The organism is Pseudomonas sp. S3_B11 (assembly GCF_054667715.1).
Genome location: NZ_CP162749.1, coordinates 1,979,295 through 2,003,695, shown reverse-complemented (window position 1 = coordinate 2,003,695; position 24,401 = coordinate 1,979,295). Strand labels below are relative to the sequence as shown.

At 63.6% G+C, this 24,401-nt stretch carries 22 protein-coding genes; 8 read left to right on the top strand and 14 right to left on the bottom strand.

Translation table 11 applies throughout. The features are described from left to right. Positions 1 to 59: 59 nt before the first annotated feature. From AB4O22_RS09310 to gspG, 8 genes are all read right to left on the bottom strand, one after another. On the bottom strand, positions 60 to 1,235 hold the full coding sequence (locus AB4O22_RS09310) for a substrate-binding domain-containing protein (RefSeq protein ID WP_060613926.1): 1,176 nt from the start codon (positions 1,233 to 1,235) through the stop codon (positions 60 to 62). Positions 1,236 to 1,631: 396 nt separating this feature from the next. After that, positions 1,632 to 2,843 (bottom strand): type II secretion system inner membrane protein GspF, encoded by a 1,212-nt coding sequence (gene gspF, locus AB4O22_RS09305; protein ID WP_223472262.1) that lies wholly within the window; start codon positions 2,841 to 2,843, stop codon positions 1,632 to 1,634. Continuing rightward, positions 2,843 to 4,261, bottom strand: coding sequence for a type II secretion system ATPase GspE (gspE, locus tag AB4O22_RS09300; protein WP_223472263.1), 1,419 nt, complete (start codon positions 4,259 to 4,261; stop codon positions 2,843 to 2,845). Before gspE ends, gspF begins: the two co-directional genes overlap by 1 nt. Before the next feature lie 139 nt (positions 4,262 to 4,400). Continuing rightward, entirely contained in the window at positions 4,401 to 6,761 is a 2,361-nt protein-coding gene (gene gspD, locus AB4O22_RS09295) for a type II secretion system secretin GspD (RefSeq protein WP_223472264.1), read from the bottom strand. Next, a complete protein-coding gene (gene gspM / locus AB4O22_RS09290) occupies positions 6,758 to 7,336 on the bottom strand; it encodes a type II secretion system protein GspM (RefSeq protein WP_223472265.1) in 579 nt (192 codons plus the stop codon). The genes gspD and gspM overlap by 4 nt, the downstream gene beginning before the upstream one ends. Continuing rightward, positions 7,329 to 8,501 (bottom strand): type II secretion system protein GspL, encoded by a 1,173-nt coding sequence (gene gspL, locus AB4O22_RS09285; RefSeq protein ID WP_460096159.1) that lies wholly within the window; start codon positions 8,499 to 8,501, stop codon positions 7,329 to 7,331. Before gspL ends, gspM begins: the two co-directional genes overlap by 8 nt. Then, positions 8,498 to 9,484, bottom strand: a complete 987-nt coding sequence (gene gspK, locus AB4O22_RS09280) for a type II secretion system minor pseudopilin GspK (protein ID WP_223472267.1) — start codon at positions 9,482 to 9,484, stop codon at positions 8,498 to 8,500. The genes gspL and gspK overlap by 4 nt, the downstream gene beginning before the upstream one ends. An 8-nt stretch (positions 9,485 to 9,492) precedes the next feature. After that, positions 9,493 to 9,942, bottom strand: a complete 450-nt coding sequence (gene gspG, locus AB4O22_RS09275) for a type II secretion system major pseudopilin GspG (protein ID WP_003202615.1) — start codon at positions 9,940 to 9,942, stop codon at positions 9,493 to 9,495. Between the two features lie 148 nt (positions 9,943 to 10,090). Between gspG and gspI the strand changes: the two genes are divergently transcribed. Next, the gene (gspI, locus tag AB4O22_RS09270) at positions 10,091 to 10,468 is read left to right on the top strand and encodes a type II secretion system minor pseudopilin GspI (RefSeq protein ID WP_003202616.1); all 378 of its coding nucleotides are present in this window, start codon (positions 10,091 to 10,093) and stop codon (positions 10,466 to 10,468) included. Between the two features lie 75 nt (positions 10,469 to 10,543). Here the strand turns inward: gspI and AB4O22_RS09265 are convergent, their stop codons facing one another. Then, on the bottom strand, positions 10,544 to 11,014 hold the full coding sequence (locus AB4O22_RS09265) for a type II secretion system protein N (RefSeq protein ID WP_003202618.1): 471 nt from the start codon (positions 11,012 to 11,014) through the stop codon (positions 10,544 to 10,546). Positions 11,015 to 11,131: 117 nt separating this feature from the next. On the opposite strand from AB4O22_RS09265, the gene gspH reads away from it, so the two are divergent. Together gspH and AB4O22_RS09255 are read left to right on the top strand one after the other, a co-directional pair. Continuing rightward, on the top strand, positions 11,132 to 11,584 hold the full coding sequence (gene gspH, locus AB4O22_RS09260; RefSeq protein WP_003202620.1) for a type II secretion system minor pseudopilin GspH: 453 nt from the start codon (positions 11,132 to 11,134) through the stop codon (positions 11,582 to 11,584). Then, positions 11,581 to 12,192 carry a PulJ/GspJ family protein gene (locus AB4O22_RS09255; RefSeq protein WP_053162858.1) on the top strand — a complete coding sequence of 204 codons (612 nt, stop codon included), beginning with the start codon at positions 11,581 to 11,583 and terminating at the stop codon, positions 12,190 to 12,192. The genes gspH and AB4O22_RS09255 overlap by 4 nt, the downstream gene beginning before the upstream one ends. A gap of 225 nt (positions 12,193 to 12,417) precedes the next feature. Here the strand turns inward: AB4O22_RS09255 and AB4O22_RS09250 are convergent, their stop codons facing one another. Genes AB4O22_RS09250 through AB4O22_RS09240 form a run of 3 tightly spaced genes read right to left on the bottom strand, consistent with a single transcriptional unit; the run spans position 12,418 to position 14,571 of the window. Next, entirely contained in the window at positions 12,418 to 13,359 is a 942-nt protein-coding gene (locus tag AB4O22_RS09250; protein ID WP_460097802.1) for a FecR family protein, read from the bottom strand. Between the two features lie 37 nt (positions 13,360 to 13,396). Then, entirely contained in the window at positions 13,397 to 13,942 is a 546-nt protein-coding gene (locus tag AB4O22_RS09245) for a sigma-70 family RNA polymerase sigma factor (protein WP_013693543.1), read from the bottom strand. Continuing rightward, entirely contained in the window at positions 13,939 to 14,571 is a 633-nt protein-coding gene (locus AB4O22_RS09240) for a secretin and TonB N-terminal domain-containing protein (RefSeq protein ID WP_003202627.1), read from the bottom strand. Before AB4O22_RS09240 ends, AB4O22_RS09245 begins: the two co-directional genes overlap by 4 nt. Before the next feature lie 201 nt (positions 14,572 to 14,772). Here AB4O22_RS09240 and AB4O22_RS09235 point away from each other — a divergent pair, with 201 nt between their 5' ends. Beyond that, the gene (locus AB4O22_RS09235) at positions 14,773 to 15,126 is read left to right on the top strand and encodes a hypothetical protein (RefSeq protein WP_003202629.1); all 354 of its coding nucleotides are present in this window, start codon (positions 14,773 to 14,775) and stop codon (positions 15,124 to 15,126) included. 126 nt (positions 15,127 to 15,252) lie between these two features. On the opposite strand, the gene AB4O22_RS09230 is transcribed toward AB4O22_RS09235, so the two are convergent. Beyond that, positions 15,253 to 15,693, bottom strand: coding sequence for a carboxymuconolactone decarboxylase family protein (locus AB4O22_RS09230; RefSeq protein WP_003202631.1), 441 nt, complete (start codon positions 15,691 to 15,693; stop codon positions 15,253 to 15,255). 195 nt (positions 15,694 to 15,888) lie between these two features. Between AB4O22_RS09230 and pdxR the strand changes: the two genes are divergently transcribed. From pdxR to AB4O22_RS09215, 3 genes are all read left to right on the top strand, one after another. Further along, positions 15,889 to 17,322 carry a MocR-like pyridoxine biosynthesis transcription factor PdxR gene (gene pdxR, locus AB4O22_RS09225; RefSeq protein ID WP_003202633.1) on the top strand — a complete coding sequence of 478 codons (1,434 nt, stop codon included), beginning with the start codon at positions 15,889 to 15,891 and terminating at the stop codon, positions 17,320 to 17,322. A gap of 121 nt (positions 17,323 to 17,443) precedes the next feature. Further along, entirely contained in the window at positions 17,444 to 17,725 is a 282-nt protein-coding gene (locus AB4O22_RS09220; protein WP_013693545.1) for an antibiotic biosynthesis monooxygenase family protein, read from the top strand. A gap of 263 nt (positions 17,726 to 17,988) precedes the next feature. After that, on the top strand, positions 17,989 to 18,393 hold the full coding sequence (locus AB4O22_RS09215) for a cupin domain-containing protein (RefSeq protein WP_003202636.1): 405 nt from the start codon (positions 17,989 to 17,991) through the stop codon (positions 18,391 to 18,393). Between the two features lie 181 nt (positions 18,394 to 18,574). Here AB4O22_RS09215 and AB4O22_RS09210 read toward each other — a convergent pair whose 3' ends face one another. After that, entirely contained in the window at positions 18,575 to 23,443 is a 4,869-nt protein-coding gene (locus tag AB4O22_RS09210) for an NAD-glutamate dehydrogenase (protein ID WP_013693547.1), read from the bottom strand. A 442-nt stretch (positions 23,444 to 23,885) separates the two neighbouring features. Between AB4O22_RS09210 and AB4O22_RS09205 the strand changes: the two genes are divergently transcribed. Then, positions 23,886 to 24,239, top strand: a complete 354-nt coding sequence (locus tag AB4O22_RS09205) for a hypothetical protein (protein WP_003202641.1) — start codon at positions 23,886 to 23,888, stop codon at positions 24,237 to 24,239. Positions 24,240 to 24,401: the final 162 nt, after the last annotated feature.

Sequence of the window (24,401 nt, the reverse complement as noted above, 5' to 3'; positions counted from 1 at the left end):
AAAATCAGCAACGACTTACGTCGTTGCTGATTGCTACTTCGTGTCGCTCAGGCGTGGTGTTACAGCGGACGACCGATGCCGTTGCAGACGTTGGTGTTGCCGATGCTTTGAGCGCTGGTAGTGGTCAGGAAGCTGCCACGGATGGCGTTTTTCCAGGTCGTTGGCAGCGGCACGAAGCGGTTCGCGGTGATAGCGGCGTCGTTGTTGTTGGCAGCAACTGCCCCGTAGTGACGGGTGAAGAAATCACGCACTTGGGTGCTTTGGGCGGCGTTGGCGTAGCACTGGCTGAAGATCACGTTTGTGAAGCCCAGGATCGGATAGCCGCTGGTTGGGTAAGCCACGACACTTGGGTCGTTAGCGTTAGTGGTTGCGGCGAACACCGGCACCCAGGCGTTCGGGTCGGCGCGGTTGGCGGCGGCGGGTACTGGAACAAGAGCGATAGCGGCCGATACGTTGGCTGGCGCTGGGGAAACGCCGGCAACGCGAGCAACCTTGGTGGCGTCGTCCAGACCGGCCAGGGTGGTAGCGGCGTAATCCGGGCTCATGTAGGTGATACGACCTTGGGCAGCGTTCAACGCTGTCATTACAGCCTGGCTGCCAGTAGCGGATACGGCGCTGGCTGGCAGACCACCACTGTAGCTGGAAGCGAAGTTGGTGGTGATGGCAAAGGTGCCGGTTTCAGCGCACTTGGCGTTCAGGAAGCGGGTGAACAGCTCGGAGGTGCCGCTGCTCTCGGCACGGTAAACCACGGTGATCGCGCCGGTACGGCCCGAACCAGTGATCTGGCTCCAGTCGGTCAGACGGCCGGAGAACACGCCGCACAGTTGGTTGACGCTCAGATCGACGTTGGCGGTGCCGGTCTTGTTGAACGGAATGGCAACCGAAGTAGCAACCGAAGGCACCTGGATCAATGGACCCCAGGCGGCGCCATGGGCGCTGACGTAGGTGCTCAATTCAGTGGCGCTGAGCTTGGAGTCGCTACCAGCCCAGTGCACTTTCTTGCCGCTGGTGTCGCCAGGCACGAACTTGGTGTAGTCGTTGGTCAGGAAAGCCGACTTGCCAGCACCGCTGCCCACGCCGATGTAAGGGGCAAAACCGGCAGTCAGTACGCCGGAGGTCTGGTACAGCGGCTGAGGCAAGGTAGCACCACCGCCGTTGACATCAGCCATGGCGGCCTGAGCGGCGCAGAGGCCGGCGAGGGTCAGGGATACCGCGAGAACGTTGCGCTTAAACATGAAGAATCTCCTTTCATCGTGTTCGTACGTAGGTTGGGTGACGCGTGCTTGCCGTCATGGCGCTCGGTCCTGTGCCGATGGCGATGGGGTGAGGCCATGGGTTAGAAATTCGCAGTTTCCGGTGACAGATAAAGGAAAAAACCTCGGGAGCTGGGGGCTGTTTTTCGAGTTTTTTCCTCGGGTGTTCGAGGGCTCTGCGCCGTGGGTTCAGGCGGATTTTCCAGGGGGATGGCGAGGGCTGGCCGTGGAGGTGGCGGCGCACGGTTGCCGGGCGGCTGAAGATGACAGAACGAGGAACCCGAGTTTGGCGCTGGCGAGGGTCGGGAGGTGTTGCGGCACGGCAAAAATAACTGGCTGATCGCCACAGGGGCCGTGCCTGCCAAGAGGTGTGTGGATTTACTGAACCAACTGATTGATCTCGATAATCGGCAACAACACCGCCATGACGATCACCAGCACCACGCCGCCCATGACCACGATCATCAACGGCTCCAGCAGCGCAGTCATGCCCATCGCCCGGCGTTCGATGTCTCGGGACAGGGTTTGCGCGGCGCGTTCGAGCATCGGTGGCAGGCAGCCGGTTTTCTCGCCGCTGGCGATCAGATGGATCAGCACCGGCGGGAAGACTTTTTCCACCCGCAGCGCCGCCGCCAGGTTGACGCCTTCGCGGACCTTGGCCGTGGCCTCGCTGACACTCTGGCTCAGGCGATCGTTGGACAGCGTCTGGCGCGCGGCCTCCAGCGCCCGCAGCAACGGCACCCCGGCTCCGCCGAGAATCGCCAGGGTCGAGGCAAAACGCGCGGTGTTGAGGCCCAGTACAAAACGCCCGATCAGCGGCAGGCGCAGCACCCGCGCGTGCCAGTTCAACCGTGCCGCCGGTTTGCGCAAGTACATGCGCCAACTCCAGTAGCCACCGGCCAGCACGCCAAAACACAACCAACCCCAGGCACGAATGAAATCACTGGCGGTGAGCATCGCCACCGTCAGCGCGGGCAGGTCTTGCCGGGCCTGGGAGAACGCACTGACCACCTGCGGCACCACATAGCTGAGGAGGAAAATCACGATGGCGATCGACACCAGCCCCACCACCCCGGGGTAGATGAACGCCGTGAGAATCTTGCCCCGCAGGTTATTGCGTTCCTCGATGTAGTCCGCCAACCGCTCCATCACCTGGGCCAGGTCACCGGACTCTTCACCGGCGGCAATCAACGCCCGGTAGATTTCCGGAAAATCCCGTGGCCGCGCCGCCAGGGCCTCGGCCAGGCGCATGCCGCTGCGCACATCGGCGCGCACCGCGCTCAGGGTCTGGGCGATGTGCTTGCGCTCGGCCTGTTCCACCGTGGCGCTCAACGCCGCTTCCAACGGCAGGCTTGCGCCCAGCAGGCTCGCCAGTTGCCGGGTGGCCCAGGCCAGGTCGTTGTCCGAAAGCTTGGCGCTGAACAAGCCACCGCCGTTGGCTGGCGGCGTATTGCGCTCAACCTGCACCTGCAATGCCGTCAGCCCACGGCTGCGCAACAGGTTGAAGGCCGCCCCCTGGCTGTCGGCTTCCAAGTGTCCGGATTCGATCTTGCCCTGGGCGTCGGCGGCCTCGAAACGGTAGCGATTCATCAGGCGTCCCGTGTTACGCGCAAGATTTCTTCAGGGGCCGTGGTGCCACTGCGCACCCAGCGCTCGCCGTCCTCGCGCATGCTGAACATCCCCGCTCGGCGGGCAGCGGCGCGCAGTGCCTGCTCCCCTGCCCCCTGGTGGATCATCATGCGGATGTCATCGTCAATGCAGAACAATTCATGGATGCCGGTGCGGCCGCTGTAGCCGGTCTGGTTACAGGTCGGGCAACCCACCGGCCGCCAGGCGCCGGGCGTGGCCGGATCCGGCTGTTTGCACTGCGGGCACAACCTGCGCACCAGACGCTGGGCGAGTACGCCGAGCATCGATGAGGCCAGCAGGAACGGCTCGACGCCCATGTCGATCAAGCGGTTGACGGCCGACACCGCATCGTTGGTGTGCAGCGTCGCCAGCACCAGGTGCCCGGTGAGGGAGGCTTGCACGGCGATTTGCGCGGTTTCCAGGTCGCGGATTTCGCCGATCATGATGATGTCCGGGTCCTGGCGCAGGATCGCCCGCAGAGCCAGGGCGAAAGTCATGTCGATCTTGGCGTTGACCTGGATCTGGCTGATGCCCGGCAGGTCGTATTCCACCGGGTCTTCCACCGTGAGGATGTTGTGGACGCTGGCGTCCAGCCGAGCCAGGGCGGCGTAGAGACTGGTGGTCTTGCCGCTGCCGGTGGGGCCGGTGACCAGGACGATGCCGTGGGGCTGGCGAATCAGGTGATCGAGCTTGCCCAGCACGTCCGAGTCCATCCCCAACGTTTCCAGTTGCAGGCGTCCGGCCTGCTTGTCCAGCAGGCGCATCACCACCCGTTCGCCGTGGCCGGTGGGCACCGTCGAGACGCGGATATCGATCGGTCGCCCGGCGACGCGCAGGGCGATGCGCCCGTCCTGGGGCAGGCGTTTTTCGGCGATGTCGAGCTGGGCCATGATCTTGATCCGCGACACCAGCGCGCCGTGCAGAGCCTTGCGCGGCGAAACCACATCGCGCAGGGTGCCGTCGACGCGGTAGCGCACCACCGAATGGCTCTCGTAGGGTTCGATGTGGATGTCGCTGGCCTCGTCCCGCGCGGCCTGGGTCAGCAAGGCGTTGATCATGCGAATCACCGGCGCACCGTCCTGGGTGTCCAGCAGGTCGGTGATCTCGGGGATGTCCTGCATCAGCCGGTCGAGGTCGACTTCGTTTTCCGCCGCCCCCACGACTGCGGCGGCGCTGCCGGTGTCGGCATAGGCGCTGTTGAGCAGCCCATCGAGCTCCTCGTCGCGCACCCGCTCCAACCGCACCTCGCCAAACTGGCGGCGCACTTCACTGATGGACCAGCCCGGCGTGGACGGACACACCATCAGCACCGCCCCTTCTTCGGACTGGCGCAACACCAGGCGTTGGGCCTTGGCCCAGGCGTATGGGAGGGTGTTCATGTTGCCCCCCCAGGCCCAAGACACACACACGCCCCCTGTGGGAGCGAACCTGCTCGCGATAGCGGTGTGTCAGCCTGCATGGCTATCGATCGGGGCGCCGTCATCGCGAGCAGGCTCGCTCCCACAGGGTTGGTGTTCATCAGCGGGTGCCTCCTTCGACGGGCACCGCCTTGATCACCGCCCTGGGTGTCTGCAAGCTCACCGGCGCAGCCCCGGGGATGGCCCGGGCCGAGGCCGGTAGTTGCGGGGCTTGCATGTCCGGCAGTGCCCAGCTGCGCTCCGGTTGCAGCAGGCCCTGGGCGCGGCGCATGAAGTCGTAGCGGTTGAGGGTGATGCCGCGGCCCGCCGCCGTGTCGCGGATGATGTAGGGCCGCAGGAACACCATCAGGTTGGTCTTGGTGATCTGCCGACGCTCGTTGCGAAACAGCGCGCCAATCCCCGGGATCGTCGACAACCATGGCACCGCGTCATTGCTCTGGCTGTAGCCATCCTGCAGCAGCCCGCCAAGGACCATGATCTGCCCGTCGTCGAGCAGGATGCTGGTGTCGATGGCGCGCTTGTTGGTAACGATACCCGTGGTGCTCGAGGCGCGATTGTCGACGCTGCTGACTTCCTGATAGATATCGAGCTTGACCGTCCCGCCTTCGGAAATCTGCGGCCGGACATTGAGCTTCAAACCCACCTCCTCGCGGGTCACGGTCTGGAACGGGTTGTTGCTGGTGCCGCCTCCGCCGGTGACGTAGCTACCGCTGACAAAGGGAATGGTCTGGCCGACAAAAATGCTCGCTGCTTCGTTGTCCAGGGTCAGCAGGTTCGGTGTCGACAACACATTGGTGCCACCCTTGCTCTTCAAGGCCCGGGCCAGGACCTTGAGGTCAAGAATCTTGCCGATACCGGGAATGTCCACCGTGCCGTTGACCACTCCCAGGTTCAGGCCCTGGGGCAGCACGTCGATGCTGGTCTTGCCATTGAGATTGAGCCCCGTGCCGCCGAGATTGACCCCGCCGATCACGCCGCTGCCACCGAGGTTGCCGGTCTGCCATTGCACGCCGAATTCGCTGGCGTCGTCCTCGCCGACCTCGACGATCAGGCTCTCGATCACCACCTGGGCGCGACGCTGGTCCAGCAGGTCGATGACTTCCCGCAGGTTGCGGTACAGCGGGTCTGGCGCGGAGATCAGCAAGGTGTTGGTGGTGGCGTCGGCCTGGATGGTCACGCCGCCAGCGCTGAAGGCAGTGCCCTGTTCGTTTTTCGGCGAAGCGGAGGTCGTGCTGTTGCTGCCCTGGGCGTAGCCGTTGCCGCTGGTCGACGCACTGCCGCCGGTGGTGCTGCTGGAGCCATCGCCACTGCTGCTCTGCCCGCTCTGGCCATTGGTGTTGCCGCCCATGCCGCTGAGCACCGAACGCGAGTTGTCGCTGCCCTCGCCTTCGCTTTCCCCGGTGAGCAATCCGCGCAGGGCCTGGGCCAGTTTGCCGGCCTGGGCATTGCGCAGGTACACCACATGCAGGTTGCTCGGGTTGTTCTGGGCGTTGTCGAGTTTGTAGATCAGGTTGCGCGCCAGCTCCGTGCGTTCGGGGCTGCCGGCGCGGATGATGATGGAGTTGGAGCGCGGATCGCCAATCACATTGATCTTCTGGGTCTGGTCGCCGCCCTGGGTTTCCAGCAGGTCGGAGACCATTTGCGCGATGTCGACGGCGATGCCGTTGTGGATCGGCACCACGTCGGTGTCGATGGCGCTCGGGGTGTCGATGCCTTCGATGAGTTGCGCGACCCGCGACAGGTTTTCGGCGTAATCGGTGACGACAATGGTGTTGTTGCCCGGGTAGGCATTGATCGGGTTGTTCGGCGACACGATCGGGCGCAGCACCGGGATCAGGTTCACCGCGTTTTCATATTGCAGGCGGAAGGTGCGGGTCAGCATGCCGTTGCCGGCCGGTTTGTCGGCGCTGTAGATCGGTCCACCCAGCAGCTTGGCATCGGCCTCCGGCACCACCTGGGCCACGCCGCCGACGTCGACCACGCTGAAGCCTTGCATGCGCAGCGCGGCCAGCAGCATGTCGTAGGCCTGGTGGGCCGGCACCTGGCCTTCGGACACCAGCGTCAGGTTGCCCTTGACGCGCGGGTCTACCAGGAACTGTTGGCCGGTGGAACGGGACAAGGCCCGCACTACCGCCTGGATATCGGCCTCGACGAAATTCAGCGTCACCGGTTGATCGCCCAAGGGTGTGCGCGCCGGCGCATTGCTGCGCGGCTCACGGGCACGGGCGGTAAGGTCGACCTGGTGCCGCACCGCGGGCTTATGTTCACGCAGGTCCTGGGCCCGCTGGCGATCGAGTAATGCATCGCCACTGCGCTGGGTACTCCCCAATGGAATACCCAACTCGCTGTCCACCAGCAACGGCGGCTGCGACGCGGGTGGCGTGCTGTTGCACGCACTCAACGCGAGCAACAACAGCGGTGCAGCCTTGCGCCAATGACGTGGGTATCTGGCCCCTTTCATGAAGCTTCCTTAGCGCCTTGCGCCTGATCCATGCGAACGGTTCCGGACAGTGTGCCGGCGGTGTTGTCGGTGTCGTTGTCGTGGTTGTCGGGATTGGCAAGGGCGGTGCGCTGCAAACGGGCCTCGATCACTTCCAGGGAGAATTGCCGTGGGTTGCCCAATAGCCAGCTGATCACCGCCTCTGCCGGAGCCTGGTCGAACGTGAGCTGCCAGGCGTTGGGGCGCTCGGCGTCGGGCGCTCGCAGTTGGTAGTGCTCGCTCAAGCCGCTGGCGTCCAGGCTCTGGCGCAAGGCCGCTTCAAGAGGCTGGTCGGGCGCAAGCCCTGCGACGTCACGCAACAGCACTTCGAGGGCTTCGGTCTGTGAACGCAGCTTCGGGGTTTCGGCTTGCCAGTAGGCGATGGTCTTGAGCGGTGGCTGGATCAGTGCGAGCCAGACCAGGCAGCCGCCCAACAACAGCGCAGCCAGGGCCACGGCGGCTTGCTCGCGCACTGCCAGCCCCTGCCAGAACGTGCGCAAACGCGTGCGACAGGCTTGCCAGCGCCCCCACGCCAGGGCCAGAGATTGCTTATTCATCTTCGGCGTCCGGAGTTTCGTCGGAGCTGCCCTGGCCGGCCGGAGCCACACGCAGGGTCCAACCCTGATCGATGGCAGCGACGTCAATGCCGGCCTGGACCAGGGGAATTTTCCAATCCTCTTCGGCAGTGGTTTTCTGCGCCTCGGCCACGACATTCAGGCGCAACTCACCGTTCTCGAATACCAGCGCCTGGACATTGCCGCTCATGAACGGCATGGCACTGCCCGCCTGCTGCACCAGGCTGGCAAAGCGTTGGGCCGGGTCGGTCGCCGCACCGCTCTGGCGCGCCGCGATTTGCTGGCGCGCCTGTTGCAGCGGGTTGAGAATCACCGGCAACTCGGGAAACGCCTGCTTCACCCGGTGGCTCATCTGCGCCTTGAGCCGTTGGCCCTGGGCCGCTTCGCGGGCGGCGTAGAGGTTCAGCCCGATCACCCATACCGCCAGCGCTGTCGCGCAGATCGCCGCCGCCCGGCCCCAACCGCCGCGCTCGGCCGCGTTGCGTGCAAGGCCGGCATGCAGCCCCCAACCTGGCGCAGCACCCATCCAGCGTTGGGTTTCGGCCAAGGTGCTGATCGAAGATTGCGGCGGCGCCTCGCCCACCCAGTGCAACCCAGGCCCCGTTTCCAGCAGCCATTCGTCCAGCGCCTCCTCCTGCAACGGTTGCACCACGGCGTGCTGCAGGTCATGGCGCACCAGCAGGTGGCCGTCCTCGATACAGGCCACCGGCCCCGACAGCACCGGCAAGGTGTAGGCCGCCGGATAGAGGCCACGCAGCTTCATGCCAGCCTGGTGCACAAGCCGGCCCAGCGTGGCGAGGGATTCACGGTCCAGCCAGGCGATCTGCACCTGCCCGTCGACGCCGCGCGGACTGTGGGCCACCTGCATGTGTTCGCTGGCACCGAGCATCAGGGCCTGGGCTGCGCACGTCACTGCGGCGGTGATCTTGGCCGCTGGCAACGACGGTAACTCCAGGCGAGTCAACAGGCTGTCGCGGGGATGAAGGAAGCACTCCACAGAAATAGTCTTACCGCCTTGGCCCAACACCCGGAGGCTGCTGCGGCCCTGCTCACGAACCTGGCCCTGGCGATCCAGCCAGGCAAATGCCACCTCACTGTCGAGATCCAGACTGCCCAGCGGCGCCAGGGCGATGCGCAAGCGCGTCATACGCCCACCCTTGACCAGATCACCTGGGGCAAGCGGTCCTCGGTGCGTTGCAGCAACGCCTCCAGTTCGACCCGCCGCTGTCCGCTGCGTGCCTGGCCTCGCAGGAGAAACCAGTCGCTGGTGATGCCAACCTTGACGCTGGCGGTGTCCAGCTCCGGCATGCGCAGGCGATTGACGAAATCCCCACGATTGATAAACCAGTGGCCACCGTCGCGTTCCCTGACCAGTGCCTCGGCCCGTTGCAGCGACAGTCCCGGCACGTAGGCGGCCAGCACCGGGGCACTGGCAGTGTTGCCGTTGAGCCAGGTGTTGGTCGGCAGGATCGTCACGTAAGGCGCCAGTGTTTCCAGCAACCGCGCATTGACGCCCTTGACGCTGCGCAAGTCTTGCAAGGTGCGCAGCATCGGGCGCGTCGGTGCCTGCGGCGTGTTGTCGGCCTGTGGCGAGGTTTCGCGGCCGCTGTTAAAGGTGTTGGCCTTTGGCGCCTGGCCCACCCGCGGCGGATTCAACAGGCGCGGATAGGCCTCGACCACCCTTTCGACGATGCGTGTGCGAACCGTCGCGGCCACACCCAACTGCTGGCACAAGCGTTCGAAGGCGCGCACTTGTTCTTCATCCACACGCTCATTGGCGACGAGATTGCGCAGGTTGAACTTGCCTTGCTCATCTTCCAGCTGGCCTTCGAACGGCGTGTCGACCTGGCCCGAGCCCGGCATCACGATGGGTTTGGCCCAGGGTTGGCCAAAGCGCGTCAGCGGATCGCGCTGGCGGGCGTCCCAGAGCAACTGGCGACTCAGTTGCAGGCCACCCTGCAACCGCGCCGTGCCCTGGACGCGCAACTGCTCGGCCTCCAGGCTGCGGGTGAACAGGGTCTGGCGGGTCAGCATGCCGCCGGCGATGACCGCCACCACGGCAGCGATCAGCAAGGCACTGATGACCGCCATGCCGCGCTGCTTCGCCGCGAGGGGCGAATCCGTCTGCATCACGGCCCTTACAACTGCCAGGAGCCAATGTCGGCATTCACGCCGTCGCCGTCAGGCTGACCGTCGGCCCCCAGGGAAAAGATATCGACTTCGCCGTTGGCACCCGGGTTGAGGTAGTTATATGGACGGCCCCATGGGTCGTTGGGCAGGCGCTCCAGATAAGAGCGCCAGGTGCTGTTTTTCGCATCGGCCGGCTTTTCCACCAGCACTTTGAGGCCCTGGTTCATGCTCGGGTAACTGCCGTGGTCCAGGCGATACAGCTTCAGGGCTTGCATCAGGCCGCCAATGTCCTGTTTCGCCGCCGTTGCCCGCGCCTGGTCAGGGCGGTCGAGTACCTTGGGCACCACCATCGCCGCCAGGATGCCGAGGATCACCACCACGACCATGATTTCGATCAGGGTGAAACCCGACTGCCCGCGAGGGCCTGGGAAACGGGCTTTGTAACGGGCAATCTGCATCTCGACGGTCCTTCGCTGGATTCGATTCGAGGCGCAGTGTTGCAAGAAAATATGTCAGTGATATTGAAATTGCTCTGGAGCTTGCGTCGTCAATTGGTCATGAACGGCGGCTAGCCTTGAAGGCTGCCCTCGCCCCCGAGCCCGCGCCATGTCACGCCCTGCGCCGCAAGCCGGCTTCACCCTGATCGAAGTGCTGGTGGCCCTGGCGATCATCGCCGTGGCCATGTCGGCCGCGGTGCGCGTGGCTGCGGTGATGACCCAGAGCAACGGCCTGCTGCGCGACAAATCCATCGCCCTGCTGGCCGCCCGTAGCCAACTGGCGCAGTTGCGTCTGGAAGGCCGTTTTGCCCAGGGCTCGAAAGTGTTCGAATGCGATCAGGGGCGATTGCTGTTGCGTTGCGAACAGAACTTGCGCCCGGCGGAAAACGGTAGGCTGCTGCGGGTCGAACTGAGCGTGTCGGACCGCAGTCGCGAAGCACCGCCGTTGGCTCGGTTGGAGACGTTGGTCAGCCGGGAAAAGCCTTGAGTGGTGTGGGCTGACACATCTCCTGTGGCGAGGGGTTTATCTGTGGGAGCAAGGCTTGCCCGCGATGCAGGCGCCTCATTTCCTCGGAGACTGCGTCGTCTTCATCGCGGGCAAGCCTTGCTCCCACAGAGAAGGCAGACTCACCGAATCCGGCAACCGAGCCAGGACCAGCCGGGTCTGCTCATTGCCGCGCTCGATGACCACCGCCTGCGCCTCGATCGCCACCAACCGTACCCCTTGGGCCACCCGTTCACCCACCAGGAAACTGCGCGGCGGTCCGTCGTTGAGACTGAGGATCGCCACGGGCGTGCGAGTGCCGGCCATCACGCCGCTGACCTTGATGTCCACTGCTGCCGGCTGGTTGGAGAACCATTGCAGCGCCGGGTTATCGGAACGCTCGGCCATGCGTTGCGGGGCGACATCCGGCGTGCGCGACTCGGCCGATGTGAGCAGCAGCGAAGACCAGGTCGCCACCCCGGCCAACGCCGCCAACAGGCCCACGGCCTGGACGATTTGCGCCGGGGACACACGCTCTATGAACGTCATGGCCTGAATCTCCTTTTTTTGGTTCCAGCGTCCAGCGTACGCGTCAATTCTCTCCGTTTTATTTCACATCCTTATCATCTTCACCGTGCAGGATGGCTTTCACGCAAAGGAGCGCGCATGAACCTCGGCAAGCAACGCGGTTTCACCCTGATCGAATTGATGGTGGTGCTGGTGATCATCGGCATTGCCAGCGCCGCCGTGAGCCTGAGCATCAAGCCGGATCCGTTGAAGTTGCTGCGCCAGGATGGCGAGCGACTGGTGCAACTGTTGCAACTGGCCCAGACCGAAGCCCGCACTGACGGACGGCCGATTACCTGGCGCTGGGATGCCAAGGGGTTCGGCTTCAGTCGTCGCGCCGATCAAGGCGTGGGGCTGGATCGCTTCAAGGACGACCCGCAATTGCATTCCCGTCGTTGGCAGAGCCCGTCGATGGAGGTTCGCGTGGAACCCAGGCAGCGGGTCGTGCTCAATGCCGAATGGCTCGGCGAGCCCTTGCAGATCCGCTTATCGGACGGCCTGAACAGTCTCACGGTGCAACGCAGTGCCGCCGGGCGGGTGCAACTCCAATGAGCGCCCGGCAGACCGGCTTCACCTTGCTGGAAGTGATGGTGGCGATCCTGCTGATGGCGGTGGTCAGCCTGATCGCCTGGCGCGGGCTGGACAGCGTGACCCGTGCCGACAGCCATTTGCAGACCAGTACCGAACAGACCGAAGCCTTGTTGCGGGTATTGAACCAACTGGAGCGCGACGTGGCCCTGCGCGCCAGCATCGAGCTGAGTGAACCGGTAAAACCCGGCGTCGACGACCCGCCCTCGACCGCCCCGCCCGCCCTCACCGTGCGCAGCACCGATGGCAGGGGGTTTCGCCTGGATGTGATCCGCGTGGCGGCGACCCAGGAGGGCGAGTTGCAACGGGTGCGCTGGTGGCTCAAGGGCGACACGCTTTACCGCGCCCAAGGCCAGGCCCGCAATCGCTACCCACTGCCCGCGCCCGGCCCGGGCGTGGCGGTGCTCAGTGACGTCAGCGACGCCGGACTGCGGTACTGGGACAAGGAAAAAGGCTGGCGCAAGCTCAGCGGCAACCGCCAGGAAAACCCGATGGGCATCGAAATCAGCCTGACCCGGCAGACGCCTCAGGGCATAGAGAAATATCGACAGGTGCTGGGGCCATTGGAATAGCTCCCCCAGATTATCGGGTGACCTTCAAGGCTTGGCACACATTGTGGGAGCGAGCTTGCTCGCGATAGCGGTGGGTCTGTTGAGGGCGATGTCGAATGTGCCGACCTCATCGCGAGCAAGCTCGCTCCCACAGGGGTATTGGGTGAATTCTAGATTTGGGCCAAGCACCGGGCCTTTGTGGGAGCGAGCTTGCTCGCGATGAGGCCTGCCCAGACGCCACTGGCCTCAGCTCAGCACCACCACCCCACCCGGCAATTCAGTGCATTTGGCGCCGTAGGCATCGCGGATCAACAGCGCCACGCCCGCCAGTTGGTCCAGGCGAAACCGCGCCTGGACCTTGCGCTGGCCCAGTTCGCGGTTGAGCAGCAGCAACATGCCGGGACGGTAGCGGTTGATTTCATCGATGACGCTGGCCAGGGTCGCGTCGTTGAACACCAGGACCTGCTCACGCCAGGCGATGGCTGCCGACACATCGGCACGCTTGGGAGCGCCCACCCGACCAGGGTCGTAAGTCAGTTGCATGCCCGGCTCCAGGCGAAACCGCTGGCCTTGTACCTCGACCTGCACCACACCCTCCAGGCAAGTCGCGCAGACGCTCTGGTCGGTGTAGCGAATGTTGAAGCGTGCCCGGGCGGCGCTGATCCAGCCGGCGCCGGCCTGGACGCTGACTGCCTGGGCACTGCGCCCCTGCACTTCAATCTCACCGCTGAGCAATTCCAGTCCTTGTCCGCCATCGGCCAGCACGCGGCGGCTGAGGCGGGTCTGGGTATTGAGTTCCAGGCTGACGCCCTCGGCCAGTTCCACCCGGCGCTGTTCGCCGACGTCGGTAACGTAGTCGGCTCCCAGCCCGGAAACACCACCGGGCACCGTGGCGCGGATCAACAGGAAAGCCGCCGACGCCGCAATGGCGCCACCCAACAACGCCCGACGGCCGAAATGTCGGGGCGCCTGCACTGCGGCGGCGGCAGGTTGTAGCCCCTGCCACAGCGCCTTGGCCTGTTCGAAGGCCCGGGCATGTTCGGGGCTTTGCCCGCACCACAGGCGCAAGGCCCGGGCATCGGCCACGGTGGCGCGCCCCGAGGTCAGCAGGATCAGCCAGTCTCGGGCCTCGCTGGCCAATCGGGCCTGGGGCGTGGCGTCAGGGGAAGTGATGCTGAAGATGTTCAAGCGCACACACACTCACGAAAGGGTCGGGTCTCTACTCTCAAGACGGTTTTCCCGCGCCGGGACCGAACCGCTGAATGACTTTTCTTTCCAGGCGCTGGGCGCAGTGCCCCAACGCAGCCTTGATTTCCTTCTCCACCATGCGCGTGGAAATACCGAAGCGCTGGGAGATTTCCAGGTGCGGCGCTTCCTCCAGGCGTGCGGCGATGAAAATCCTGCGACGGCGCGCCGGCAGTTCGTACAAGGCCTTGAGCAGGGTCTGCAGCTCCTTCTGCCCACCCACCACACGGGCCGGATCCAGCGCTTCATCCGAGACCTGCAGCAATTCCTCGATTTCATCGCCGGTGAGCAGGCGCGCATCGGCCTGTCGACGGTCGGCGGCGATGTTCAGGGCCATGCGATATAAATAAGCGTTGGGCTGGGCAATCTCCTGCGTATCGATCATTCGATCGACCCGCAGGTAGGTTTCATGCAGCACGTCGTTGGCCAGTTCCTCGGACCCCAGGCGCCTGCGCAGGCGCACCTTGAAATCCTCATACGAGGTGAGGAACAACTTCACCAACGGGCTGCGACCGGAGTCTTTCATCGCCCGGACACCCCTTCCCCTGCTATGCATTCCATGCTTCTTCCTGATGAGTCGGGTAACAAAAGCAGGGTCACCGGCTGGCGCAACGAGCTGGGCGCCGGACGGTCGATCCTGAGGTTTTGCAAACTGTTGACCAAGGCCTTGTCCCGCATCAGGTCGCCCGTGGAACTGACCAGGCGGCTGTGCTGGACCACGCCGTCCCGGCCGATCCACACTTGCAGCACCGCCCGGAAACTGCCTGGGCGGGTCAACGGTGAACGACACAAATTGCGCTGGATGACCGTCTGGATCGCTGCCGCGTAGTTGCTGTCACTCAAGCCTGGGGTGACGCCGGGAGGCAGCGGTACCTCGCGGACCTGCACCGGCTGCAACGTGAACGCATCCTCCCGGGCATAGTGCGCCGCCAGCCCGGTGCCGCTGAGCAACACCCTCAACCCTTCGGAGGGTGTGAACTGCCCCTGGACACCCAGCGTATGACGCTGGCTCGACAACTGGTGGTCCACCAGCACCGCCATGCCCGTCGCCCGGCTGAACTGCTCCAGCGCCGTGGTCAGTTCCTGGGGCGCGATGTCCAGGTCCACCAGGCCGACCGCCTGGATCGGCCCGGCCAGCAGACACAGCAACACCATCAGCCACCGCAAGGGCGCCCTGGTCAATCCACGCCCGCGTCCGCCCCCGGCTCTGCCCTGCTGCACGACTGACGTATCCGTTGAAAACCGTCATCCTGAGGGGTGTTTATGAATGTCGTATGACATCTGATACAAATCCTCCGGGCCGCACTAGACTGATGCCCAGACAACGAACCGTCGGGTGTGACGGGCAGGAGGTCGATGATGAAACAGTGGACGAAAATGATGGCCGGTGTCGGGCTGCTCCTGGCCCTGCCGTGGGCCCAGGGCGAAGAAGCCCCGGCGTGTATCGAGGTGACCGTCGGTGGCTACAAGACCCCCGACTACAACTGCCTGAGCCGGCAGATGGGCAACGACCCGCAGGCTGCAACAGCTGCGCAACGGGCCCAGGATGCCATGAATGTGCCGGTCAACGAACGCGCACCGAACAGCATCGGCCTGGCAACCCCGGCGGCCACTGGCGTGCGCATGGGCAATACGTTTGGCACGTCGGTCAAGCCCCAGCGGCCGCCGGTTCCGACCAGCAATTCGCTGCTGCCCAACGGAAATAAATAGAGGCAAACGACAGACCTGCTCTGTGGGAGCAAAGCTTGCTCGCGATCCAGGCGCCACGGTCCGCCAGATTCACCTCATCATCGTTCATCGCGGGCAAGCCTTGCTCCCACAGTTGGCTCTCGCGGATCAGCCACCCGGACTCTGGCGAAAACTCACCGCCAGCCGGTTCCAGCTGTTGATGGTGCTGATCGCCAGGGTCAGGTCCACCAGTTCCTCCTCGCTGAAGCAGGCCCGGGCCTGGGCATAGACGTCGTCCGGCACCTGGCTTTCAGCCAATAGCGTCACCGCCTCGGTCCAGGCCAGGGCGGCGCGTTCGCGGGCAGTGAAAAAACCGCTGTCGCGCCACACTGCCACCGCGTAGAGCCGCCGCTCGGTCTCGCCCTGGCGTCGCGCCTCCACCGAATGCATGTCGGTGCAGAAGGCACAGCCATTGAGTTGTGAAGCGCGGATCTTGATCAGATGCAGCAGCGCCGGTTCGATACTCAGGCGACTGGTCAGGGCTTCCAGGCCGATCATGGCTTTCATCGCCCCAGGCGATGCAGTGTAGTAATCCAGACGCGGGCTCATGGCGGGCTCCGTGGTATTCGAGACCTTCACGCTAGGCCCTGGGACCGGCCAATGACAGGTCCAATTTGTCGAAAAACCCGGAGGCAAGTCCAATAGGCGGGATTTTCCCCACGCAACTTCTATGCAGTCGCACAATGCGGGTAATCTTGCGCCTTTGACGCCGGCGGCCAAACAATCGCCCAGGAGCTTGCGGGTATGGAACTTCATGTTGTCATCAACGGCCGCAAGGACCTGTCGGGCCAGTTGTATCAACAATTGCGCAGCGCCATCGAAAGCGGTCGCCTGGCGGCCGGCACGCAACTGCCGCCCAGCCGCCTGCTGGCCGAACAACTGGGAGTCTCGCGCAAGACCGTCTCCGACACCTACGCTCAACTGACCTACGAAAACCTGCTCACCGGCATCATCGGCAAAGGCACCTACGTCAACGCACGGCCGGCCAGGATCGTGCGCAAACAGAGCCACCGCGAACTGGCCGGCGCCGACGTCGTCGAAGCCTGGCGCACCATGCCCGACCTGATGCGCCATCCCACCCTCGAAGGCGCGTTGCGCTACGACTTCATCGGCGGCGCCACGGGCAAGGGCCAGTTTCCGCTGGACGACTGGCGGCGCTGCACGGCCCATGCGCTGCGCCAGATCGCCAGCGCCAAGGGCTTCTACAGCCAGCCCGAAGGCCTGCCGTCGCTGCGCAATGCCATTGCCCGGCACATCGCGTTTTCCCGCGGGGTCAATTGCCAGGATGAAGACGTGGTGGTGTGCAACGGCGCACAGCAAGCCCTGGACCTGATCTCGCGGGTGTTGACCCGGCCCGGCAGCCTGGTGGCCATGGAAGATCCGGGCTACCCGCCGGCGCGCTTGCTGTTCGGCTCCCAGGGCGCCACGGTGGTCGGAGTGCCGGTGGACGAGCAAGGCATGCGGGTCGACCTGATCCCCGACGGCACGCGGTTGATTTATGTGACGCCCTCCCACCAGTTTCCCCTGGGCATGCCCATGAGCCAGGCCCGCCGCGAGGCCCTGCTGGCGCGGGCCTATGAGCTGGGGGCGATCATCATCGAAGACGACTACGACAGCGAATTCCGCTACGAAGGCCGGCCCGCCGATTCGTTGCAGAGCCTGGACGAGCGCGGGATCGTGGCGTACGTCGGCACCTTCTCCAAGACCTTGTTGCCGGAGTTGCGCCTGGGCTATGCGATCCTGCCGCCGGCGATTCTTGAAGCGGTAATCCTGGCCAAGCGCCTCACCGACCAGCACACCTCCACCCTGCCCCAGTGGGCGCTGGCGAAGTTCATCGCCGAGGGTTGCCTGCTCAAGCATATCCGCCGCTGCCACACCCTGTATGCCGGTCGCCGCGAGCGAATCCTGGCTCGCATGGGCGGGGACTTATCGCCCTGGTTCGAGGCCGTGCCCACCACCGCGGGCTTTCATATGGCGGTGTTGTGCAAGGTTCCGATGGACCTGGCGCTGGTGATCGAACTGGCGAAAAAAGCCGAAGTCGGGCTCTACAGCCTTGATGGTTTTTTCAACGAGGCCCCTGTGCGGCCGGGCCTGTTCTTTGGTTTCGGCGCGATCGAAACCCTGGACATCGACATAGCCCTGGACCGCTTGCGCGACATTCTGCAGCAAGTGGCCTGAGGGATTGGACTGGGCATTTATCCGCCCATTGGCTGTTTGAGCCTTGCCCCGGCGGGCCTATCCTGCATGGGTGTCATTGATGTTGAACAACCCCCTGCGACTTGATTCAGGAGCCTGAACAATGTCTCGCCAAGTGATCAATACCGTACAGGTGCAAGCCGCCGCCGGTCGCTCGGAAGAACTGGGCCGGCAATTGCAGCAAATCGTCGAGACCCTGCGTACGCAGCCGGGCTGCGATGCCTACCTGGTCGACCGTTGCCCGGACGATGGCGACCGCTGGAGCGTCAGTGCCCGCTGGCAGTCGGAAGCGGCCATGCAAGCCCACTTCAACTGCCCGGAAGTGCAAGGCTTCATCAGCCTGATCGACAACCGCCTGGCGCGCAGCGTCGACTTCAATAGCTGACACTCCGCGTCTGTAGGAGCAGCCGAGTGCAACGAGGCTGCGATCTTGTCCAATCCAATTAAATCCCAAGCCAAAGATCAAGAGCCAAAGATCGCAGCCTTCGGCAGCTCCTACAGGGGGTAGCTTTCAAATTGGGTGGATCGCGGTATTGGTCTACCCACCTTCCGAAAGATTGGACGTTTGCTTGCCCCTCCGTGGGGCTTAGGGTGAATCCATCGCCGCGACAGCGCGAAATCACTCGAAACCACATGGGTCATACCTTCATGAAAACACTCTGTCTGATCGCCGCCCTCGGCCTGCTGCCCATTACCCAGACCTACGCCCACGAAGCCGCGCCTTCGGAGAAGGTCACGGTGCTGCAGGAGCAATTGCTGAAAAACGCTCCAGGTAAAAAAACCATGATGCTGACCGTCGACTATGCCCCCGGCCAAGCGTCCATTGCCCATAAGCATGAGGGCACGGCCATGGCCTACGTACTGGAAGGCGCCATCACTTCCCAGGTCAAGGGTGAGCCGGCGAAGACCTACAAGACTGGAGAGTTCTGGTATGAAGCAGCGGGGTCCGAGCACCTGGTCTCGAGAAACGCCAGCACGAGCCAGCCGGCGAAACTGCTGGTGTTCATGGTGATGGGTGAGGATGAAGCGGTGTTGATACCGCTGAAAAACTAACAGCCACAGCACAGCTGTCCCCCTGTGGGAGCGAGCTTGCTCGCGATAGCGGTGGGTCAGCGACATTGAACGTGACTGATACACCGCCATCGCGAGCAAGCTCGCTCCCACAGGGACTCACAGCGAATATAAAAAAAAGCCCCGCATCTCTCAATGCGGGGCTTTTTCATTCAACGCCGGATCAGTTGGCCGTCACGACCGCCTGACCACTCAACGCCAGGTCCAGCAGTTCGCGGTTGGCGACCGCGTACATGGCGTAGTCGGTGCCGCTGGCGGCACGGATGTCCACCAGCATGGCGCGCCAGCGCTCGACCATTTCGTGATGCTGCTCAAGCCACATCGCCAGGCGCGTTTCCACATCCTGGGTCGCGTCGCCGTCCTGCAGGACCGAGATGGTGATCGCCCGTTGCTGCCAGTCGATGTCATCGCGGAACGCTTCACGGGCCAGTGCCTGCCAGTTGTTTTCCACCGGCAGTGCGCTGATCTGTTGCAGGTACCAGGTGATGTCCAGGGCGCTGCCCACGGCGAAGTAGGCCTTGGCCACATCGGCAGCGTTCTGGCCGGTGACGTCGGACGCCTCGATGATCGGCAACAAGGTGTACAGGTGCGTGGTGCCGGCAACCATACGCGCCAGCAACTCCGGCACACCGGCGGCCACATAGGCCTGGTAGCGGGTCTGCCAGCCTTCGCGGGTCGGACCTTCCAGCAGTTCGTCGAGCTTGAGGCCCAACGCTGCCAGGTGCGGGCCGAAATGCGCGACGTCACGGGCAGCGTTCTGCTCGTTGCGGCGGCTGCGCAGGAACCAGCGCGTGGCGCGACGACCCAGGCGCATCAGTTCGTCCATCAGCTCCAGTTGCACGTCGGCCGAGACCTGGTGGTCCAGGGCCTCGATCTGACGGAACCAGTGCGGGAGGTGGAAGATATCCCGAACGATGACATAAGCACCCGCAACGTTCGCCGGGCTCATGCCCGTAGACTCCTTGAGCCGCTGAACGAAGGTGATGCCCATGTGGTTGACCAGGTCGTTGGCGATCTGGGTGCTGACGATCTCGCGCTTGAGGCGATGGCGACGCATGGCCTCGGAGAACTGGTTCACCAGCGTCGGCGGGAAAGCCGTCTCCATGTCACGGGTCAGGTAATCGTCGTCCGGTACCAGGGAGTTGAGCAGCGCTTCCTTGAGGTCGATCTTGCTGTAGGAAATCAACACCGACAGTTCGGCACGGGTCAGGCCATGGCCCGCCGCGACACGCTCGTTGATCGCCTCTTCAGACGGCAGGAACTCGATGGCGCGATCCAGCTTGCCGCGGCCTTCCAGATCGTTCATCAGACGCTTGTATTCGGCGATCCGCACGAAGGCACGGCGCGCCGCCAGGGACAGGGCCTGGGTCTGCTTGTAGTTGTTGCCCAACACCAGGCTACCGACTTCGTCGGTCATGCTCGCCAGCAACTGGTTGCGTTGCTTGTCGGTCATGTCGCCGGCCTGCACCACTTCGTTGAGCAGAATCTTGATGTTCACTTCGTGGTCGGAGCAGTCCACACCGCCCGCGTTGTCGATGAAGTCGGTGTTGGAACCGCCGCCATTGAGGCCGAACTCGACGCGACCCAGTTGGGTCATGCCCAGGTTGCCGCCCTCGCCCACGACCTTGCAGCGCAGTTCGTTGCCATTCACGCGCAGAGCATCGTTGGCCTTGTCGCCGACATCGGCGTGGCTTTCAGTGCTGGCCTTGACGTAGGTGCCGATACCGCCGTTCCACAACAGGTCCACCGGCGCCTTGAGCAAGGCGTTGAGCAGCTCGGTCGGGGTCAGCTTGTCAGCCTTGATGTCGAAGCGTTCTTTCATCTGTGGCGAGATGGCGATGCTCTTCGCGCTGCGCGAGAAGATACCGCCGCCTTCGGACATGATGCTGGTGTCGTAGTCGCTCCAGGCCGAACGCGGCAGGTCGAACAGGCGCTTGCGCTCGGCAAAGCTGCTGGCAGGCTCCGGGTTCGGGTCGATGAAGATGTGCAGGTGGTTGAAGGCCGCGACCAGTTGCAGCTTGTCGGACATCAACAAGCCGTTGCCGAACACGTCGCCGGCCATGTCGCCGACGCCCACCACAGTGATGCTGTCTTCCTGGACATTGATGCCGCGCTCGCGGAAGTGGCGCTGCACGCCGACCCACGCGCCCTTGGCGGTGATGCCCATTTTCTTGTGGTCGTAGCCAGCCGAACCGCCGGAGGCGAACGCATCGCCCAGCCAGAAGCCATAGTCGATGGCGATGCCGTTGGCGATGTCGGAGAAGGTCGCAGTGCCCTTGTCCGCCGCCACCACCAGGTACGGGTCATCGTCGTCATGACGCACGACGTTGGCCGGCGGTACCAGTGCGCCGTCCTTCAGGTTGTCGGTGATGTCCAACAGGCCCGAGATGAAGATGCGGTAGCAGGCGATGCCCTCGGCCGCGATCTCGTCCCGGCTGCCGCCCAACGGCAGGCGACGTGGCAGGAAACCACCCTTGGCGCCCACCGGCACGATCACCGAGTTCTTCACTTGCTGGGCTTTTACCAGGCCAAGCACTTCGGTGCGGTAGTCTTCTTCACGGTCGGACCAGCGCAGGCCGCCGCGGGCAACGTTGCCGAAGCGCAGGTGCACGCCTTCGACCCGTGGCGAGTAGACGAAGATCTCGAACTTGGGCACCGGTTTCGGCAGTTCCGGGATCAGGTGCGGGTTGAACTTGAAGCTGAAGTAGGACTTGTTCTGGCCGTTGGCGTCGGTCTGGTAGAAGTTGGTCCGCAGGGTGGCCTTGATCAGGTCCAGGTAGCGACGCAGGATGCGGTCTTCGTTGAGCACCTGGACGTCGTCCAGGGCCGAGAGAATCGCTTGTTCCAGGCGCAGTTGCTTGTCTTCCAGGTCATCGCCACTGAGTTTGCGCGCCAGGTAGAAGCGGGTCTTGAACAACCGGGTCAACTCGCGAGCGATGTCGGTGTGGTTGTTCAGGGTGCTGGCGATGTAACCCAGGTCGAAGCCCAGGCGGATCTGCTTCAGGTAACGGGCGTAGGCACGCAGCAGCGCCACGTCGCGCCATGGCAGGCCGGCGGTCAGCACCAGGCGGTTGAACGCATCGTTCTCGGCATCGCCACGCACGATGTGGACGAAGGCGTCCTGCAAGGTGTCGTTGAGTTGCTGGATATCCAGGTCCAGGCCTTCGGCGGCGGTGAACGCGAAATCATGAATCCAGAACTCGCGGCCATTGGTGTGGCGCAGACGGTACGGGAACTCGCCCAGCACGCGCAGGCCGAGGTTTTCCAGGATCGGCAGCACGTCGGACAGCGCCAGTGGCGTATCGGCGTGATACAGCTTGCAGTGCAGCTCACGCTGGCCGGAGACCTGGCCCAGCGGCTGGTAGAAGCTCATGACCAGCGGATTTTTTTCGCTCAGGCTCAACAGGTGCTGCATGTCGACCACGGCCGAGTGCGCGGCAAAACGCTCGCGGTAGCCGGCCGGGAAGCCTTTCGGGAAATCCGACAGCACGTTGGTGCCCTGGGCTTCGCCGAAGCTCTCGACGACCAGGCTGGCGTAGTCGTCCTTCCAGCTGCGGCAGGCCTGGACCACTTCTTTTTCCAGCAAGACCGGATCGATGTCGAGACGGTTCTTCGGATCCACCCGCAGGATCAGTTGTACACGGGCCAGTACGGACTCGGAGAAGAAGGTCCAGAACTCGCAGTCCGAGGCCTTCAGGCGATCCATCAGCACTTGCTGGATCTTCTGGCGCACTTCGGTGGAGTAGATGTCACGTGGCACGTAGGCCAGGCAGTAGCAGAAACGGCCATACGGGTCTTTGCGCAGGAACACGCGGATCTTGTTGCGTTCCTGGATCTGCACGATGGACATGACAGTGCTGAACAGCTCGTCCACCGGGGTCTGGAACAGGTCGTCACGGGGCAGCACTTCGACCACCTGGGCCAGTTCCTTGCCCAGGTGCGCCTTGGCCTGGAAGCCCGAGCGACGCTCGATTTCCGCGACCTTGCGGCGGATGTACGGGATGACCCGCACGCTCTCGCCATACACCGAAGAGGTGTACAGGCCCATGAAGCGGCATTCCTTGATGACCTTGCCGTTGGCGTCGATTTCACGGATCGACACGTAATCCGGGTAGGCCGGACGGTGTACGCGGCTCGGGTGCGCGGCCTTGGCGAACGACAGCAGCGTCGGTTCGCGCAGGTAATTGACGGCGTAGTCTTCGATGCGCAGGTCTTCGGCGGTCAGGCCGGCGCGCAGCAATTTGGTCAGGCCGAGGAACGAATCAGGGTTGTATTCGATGTGGCCGCCATCGGCCTCATCGCGAACCACGAACTCTTCGTAGCCCAGGAAGGTGAAGTGGTTGCCCACCAGCCATTCCAGGAAACTCTTGATCTCGCTCTTTTCCTCAGCGTCGATGGCGTAGGCGCTGCTGTCCAGGCTGTCGAGGATTTCCTGGACCTTGGCTTTCATCGGTTCGAAGTCGGCCACGGCCACGCGCACTTCGCCCAGCACTTGCTCAAGTTCCTTGCTCAGGACGTTGAGTTCGGCGGCGTTGGCGCAGCGGTCGATCTCCAGGTACATCAACGACTCTTGCAGGATGCCGTCGCCCTGGGTGCCTTTTGGCAGGATTTCCAGCAACTCGCCCTTGCTGCCGCGACGCACGCTCAGCACGGTGGTTTGCAGGGTATGGATGCTGTAGCCGCGACGGTTCAGCTCGGTGCGGACCGAGTCCACCAGGAATGGCAGATCGTGGTGCAACACTTCCACGGCCGTGTGGGTCGACTGCCAGCCGTGGCGTTCGTAATCGGGGTTGTAGACGCGCACCTGCGGTTGCGTGTGATCGAAGCGCTCAAGCAGGCGCCAGGCAGACAGGGTGCAGCCGGCAAGGTCGGACAACCGGCGCTGGGTAAGTTCATCGAGGGAAATGATGCCGAAGAATTGTTCAGCGAACAGCGCCACTTGTGGCAGTGCCTGTTCACTGATGTGCTGCGCCAGTGCCGCTTGCAGTTGATGCTGGAAGTCGGCTTTGCTGGCTGCGGTGAAGAACGCCATCTGTGGTACTCCGCTTGGGCTTGTTATTGATTGAAGCGTCGCGTGCAACCCCTGCGGGGCTGTCGGCCATCCCGTTCCTGATTCTCGGGCAGAGGAAACAGGATGACAGGTGGATGAAGCTGGACAGGACCCGCAGGTCACATCCTTTTCCATGTAATTTCATGTCATGGACACCTGCAAAAACCACTCCGGGATGGCCTTTGCAGGTGCACATCCGTTGCGCAGCTTAACGAGTGCGACAATGTGCCTGCTTGCAGCGCTGCGACATATTCGGTCATCGGCAAGCTAAACCGGCCCGAGTTCATCGAACAACCCTAGCAGCCCAGGGGCGAAACGGCACCTGGCAGTGTGAAATCGCAGCCCGATTGCGGTAATCCAGCGCAAAGTCCTCCAGGCTGGCAGAATCCACTTTTTTCGGCTCATCGAGCCAGGAGCCATCACCATGCAAATGACCACCACCCTGCTGATCGCCAATCCGTGCGACGACGAAGAAGACAACATGGCCATGCTCTGCTGCCACAGCGCCCAGGGCGAAATGTTCCTGATGACCCGCTACCCCGACGAAGACGAACTGGAGATTGCCCTGGATGGCGAGCCTTCGACGCTGGACGGCGTGAAAGTCACGCTGAGCCCTACCCGCTTGCTGATTGAGATTGCGGCGGCGGATGCCGATGCGTTGAACGGCGACGACGTGCTGGAAATCACCCACGACACCGATGCGGCGGACCTGGCGGAAGTCGAACTGACGTTGCAGAACATCCTCAAGGGGACGGGCACCTATATAAGCCAGCTCTGATTCCTGTCGGCGTTGATCGTTCCCACGCTCTGCGTGGGAATGCATCCCGTGACGCTCTGCGTCACCTTCCAGAAGCAGAACGCGGAGCGTCCCTGACGGCATTCCCACGCGGAGCGTGAGGAACGATCAAAGGCGACTGCTCTTGCGTGGCGAGGGATCCGT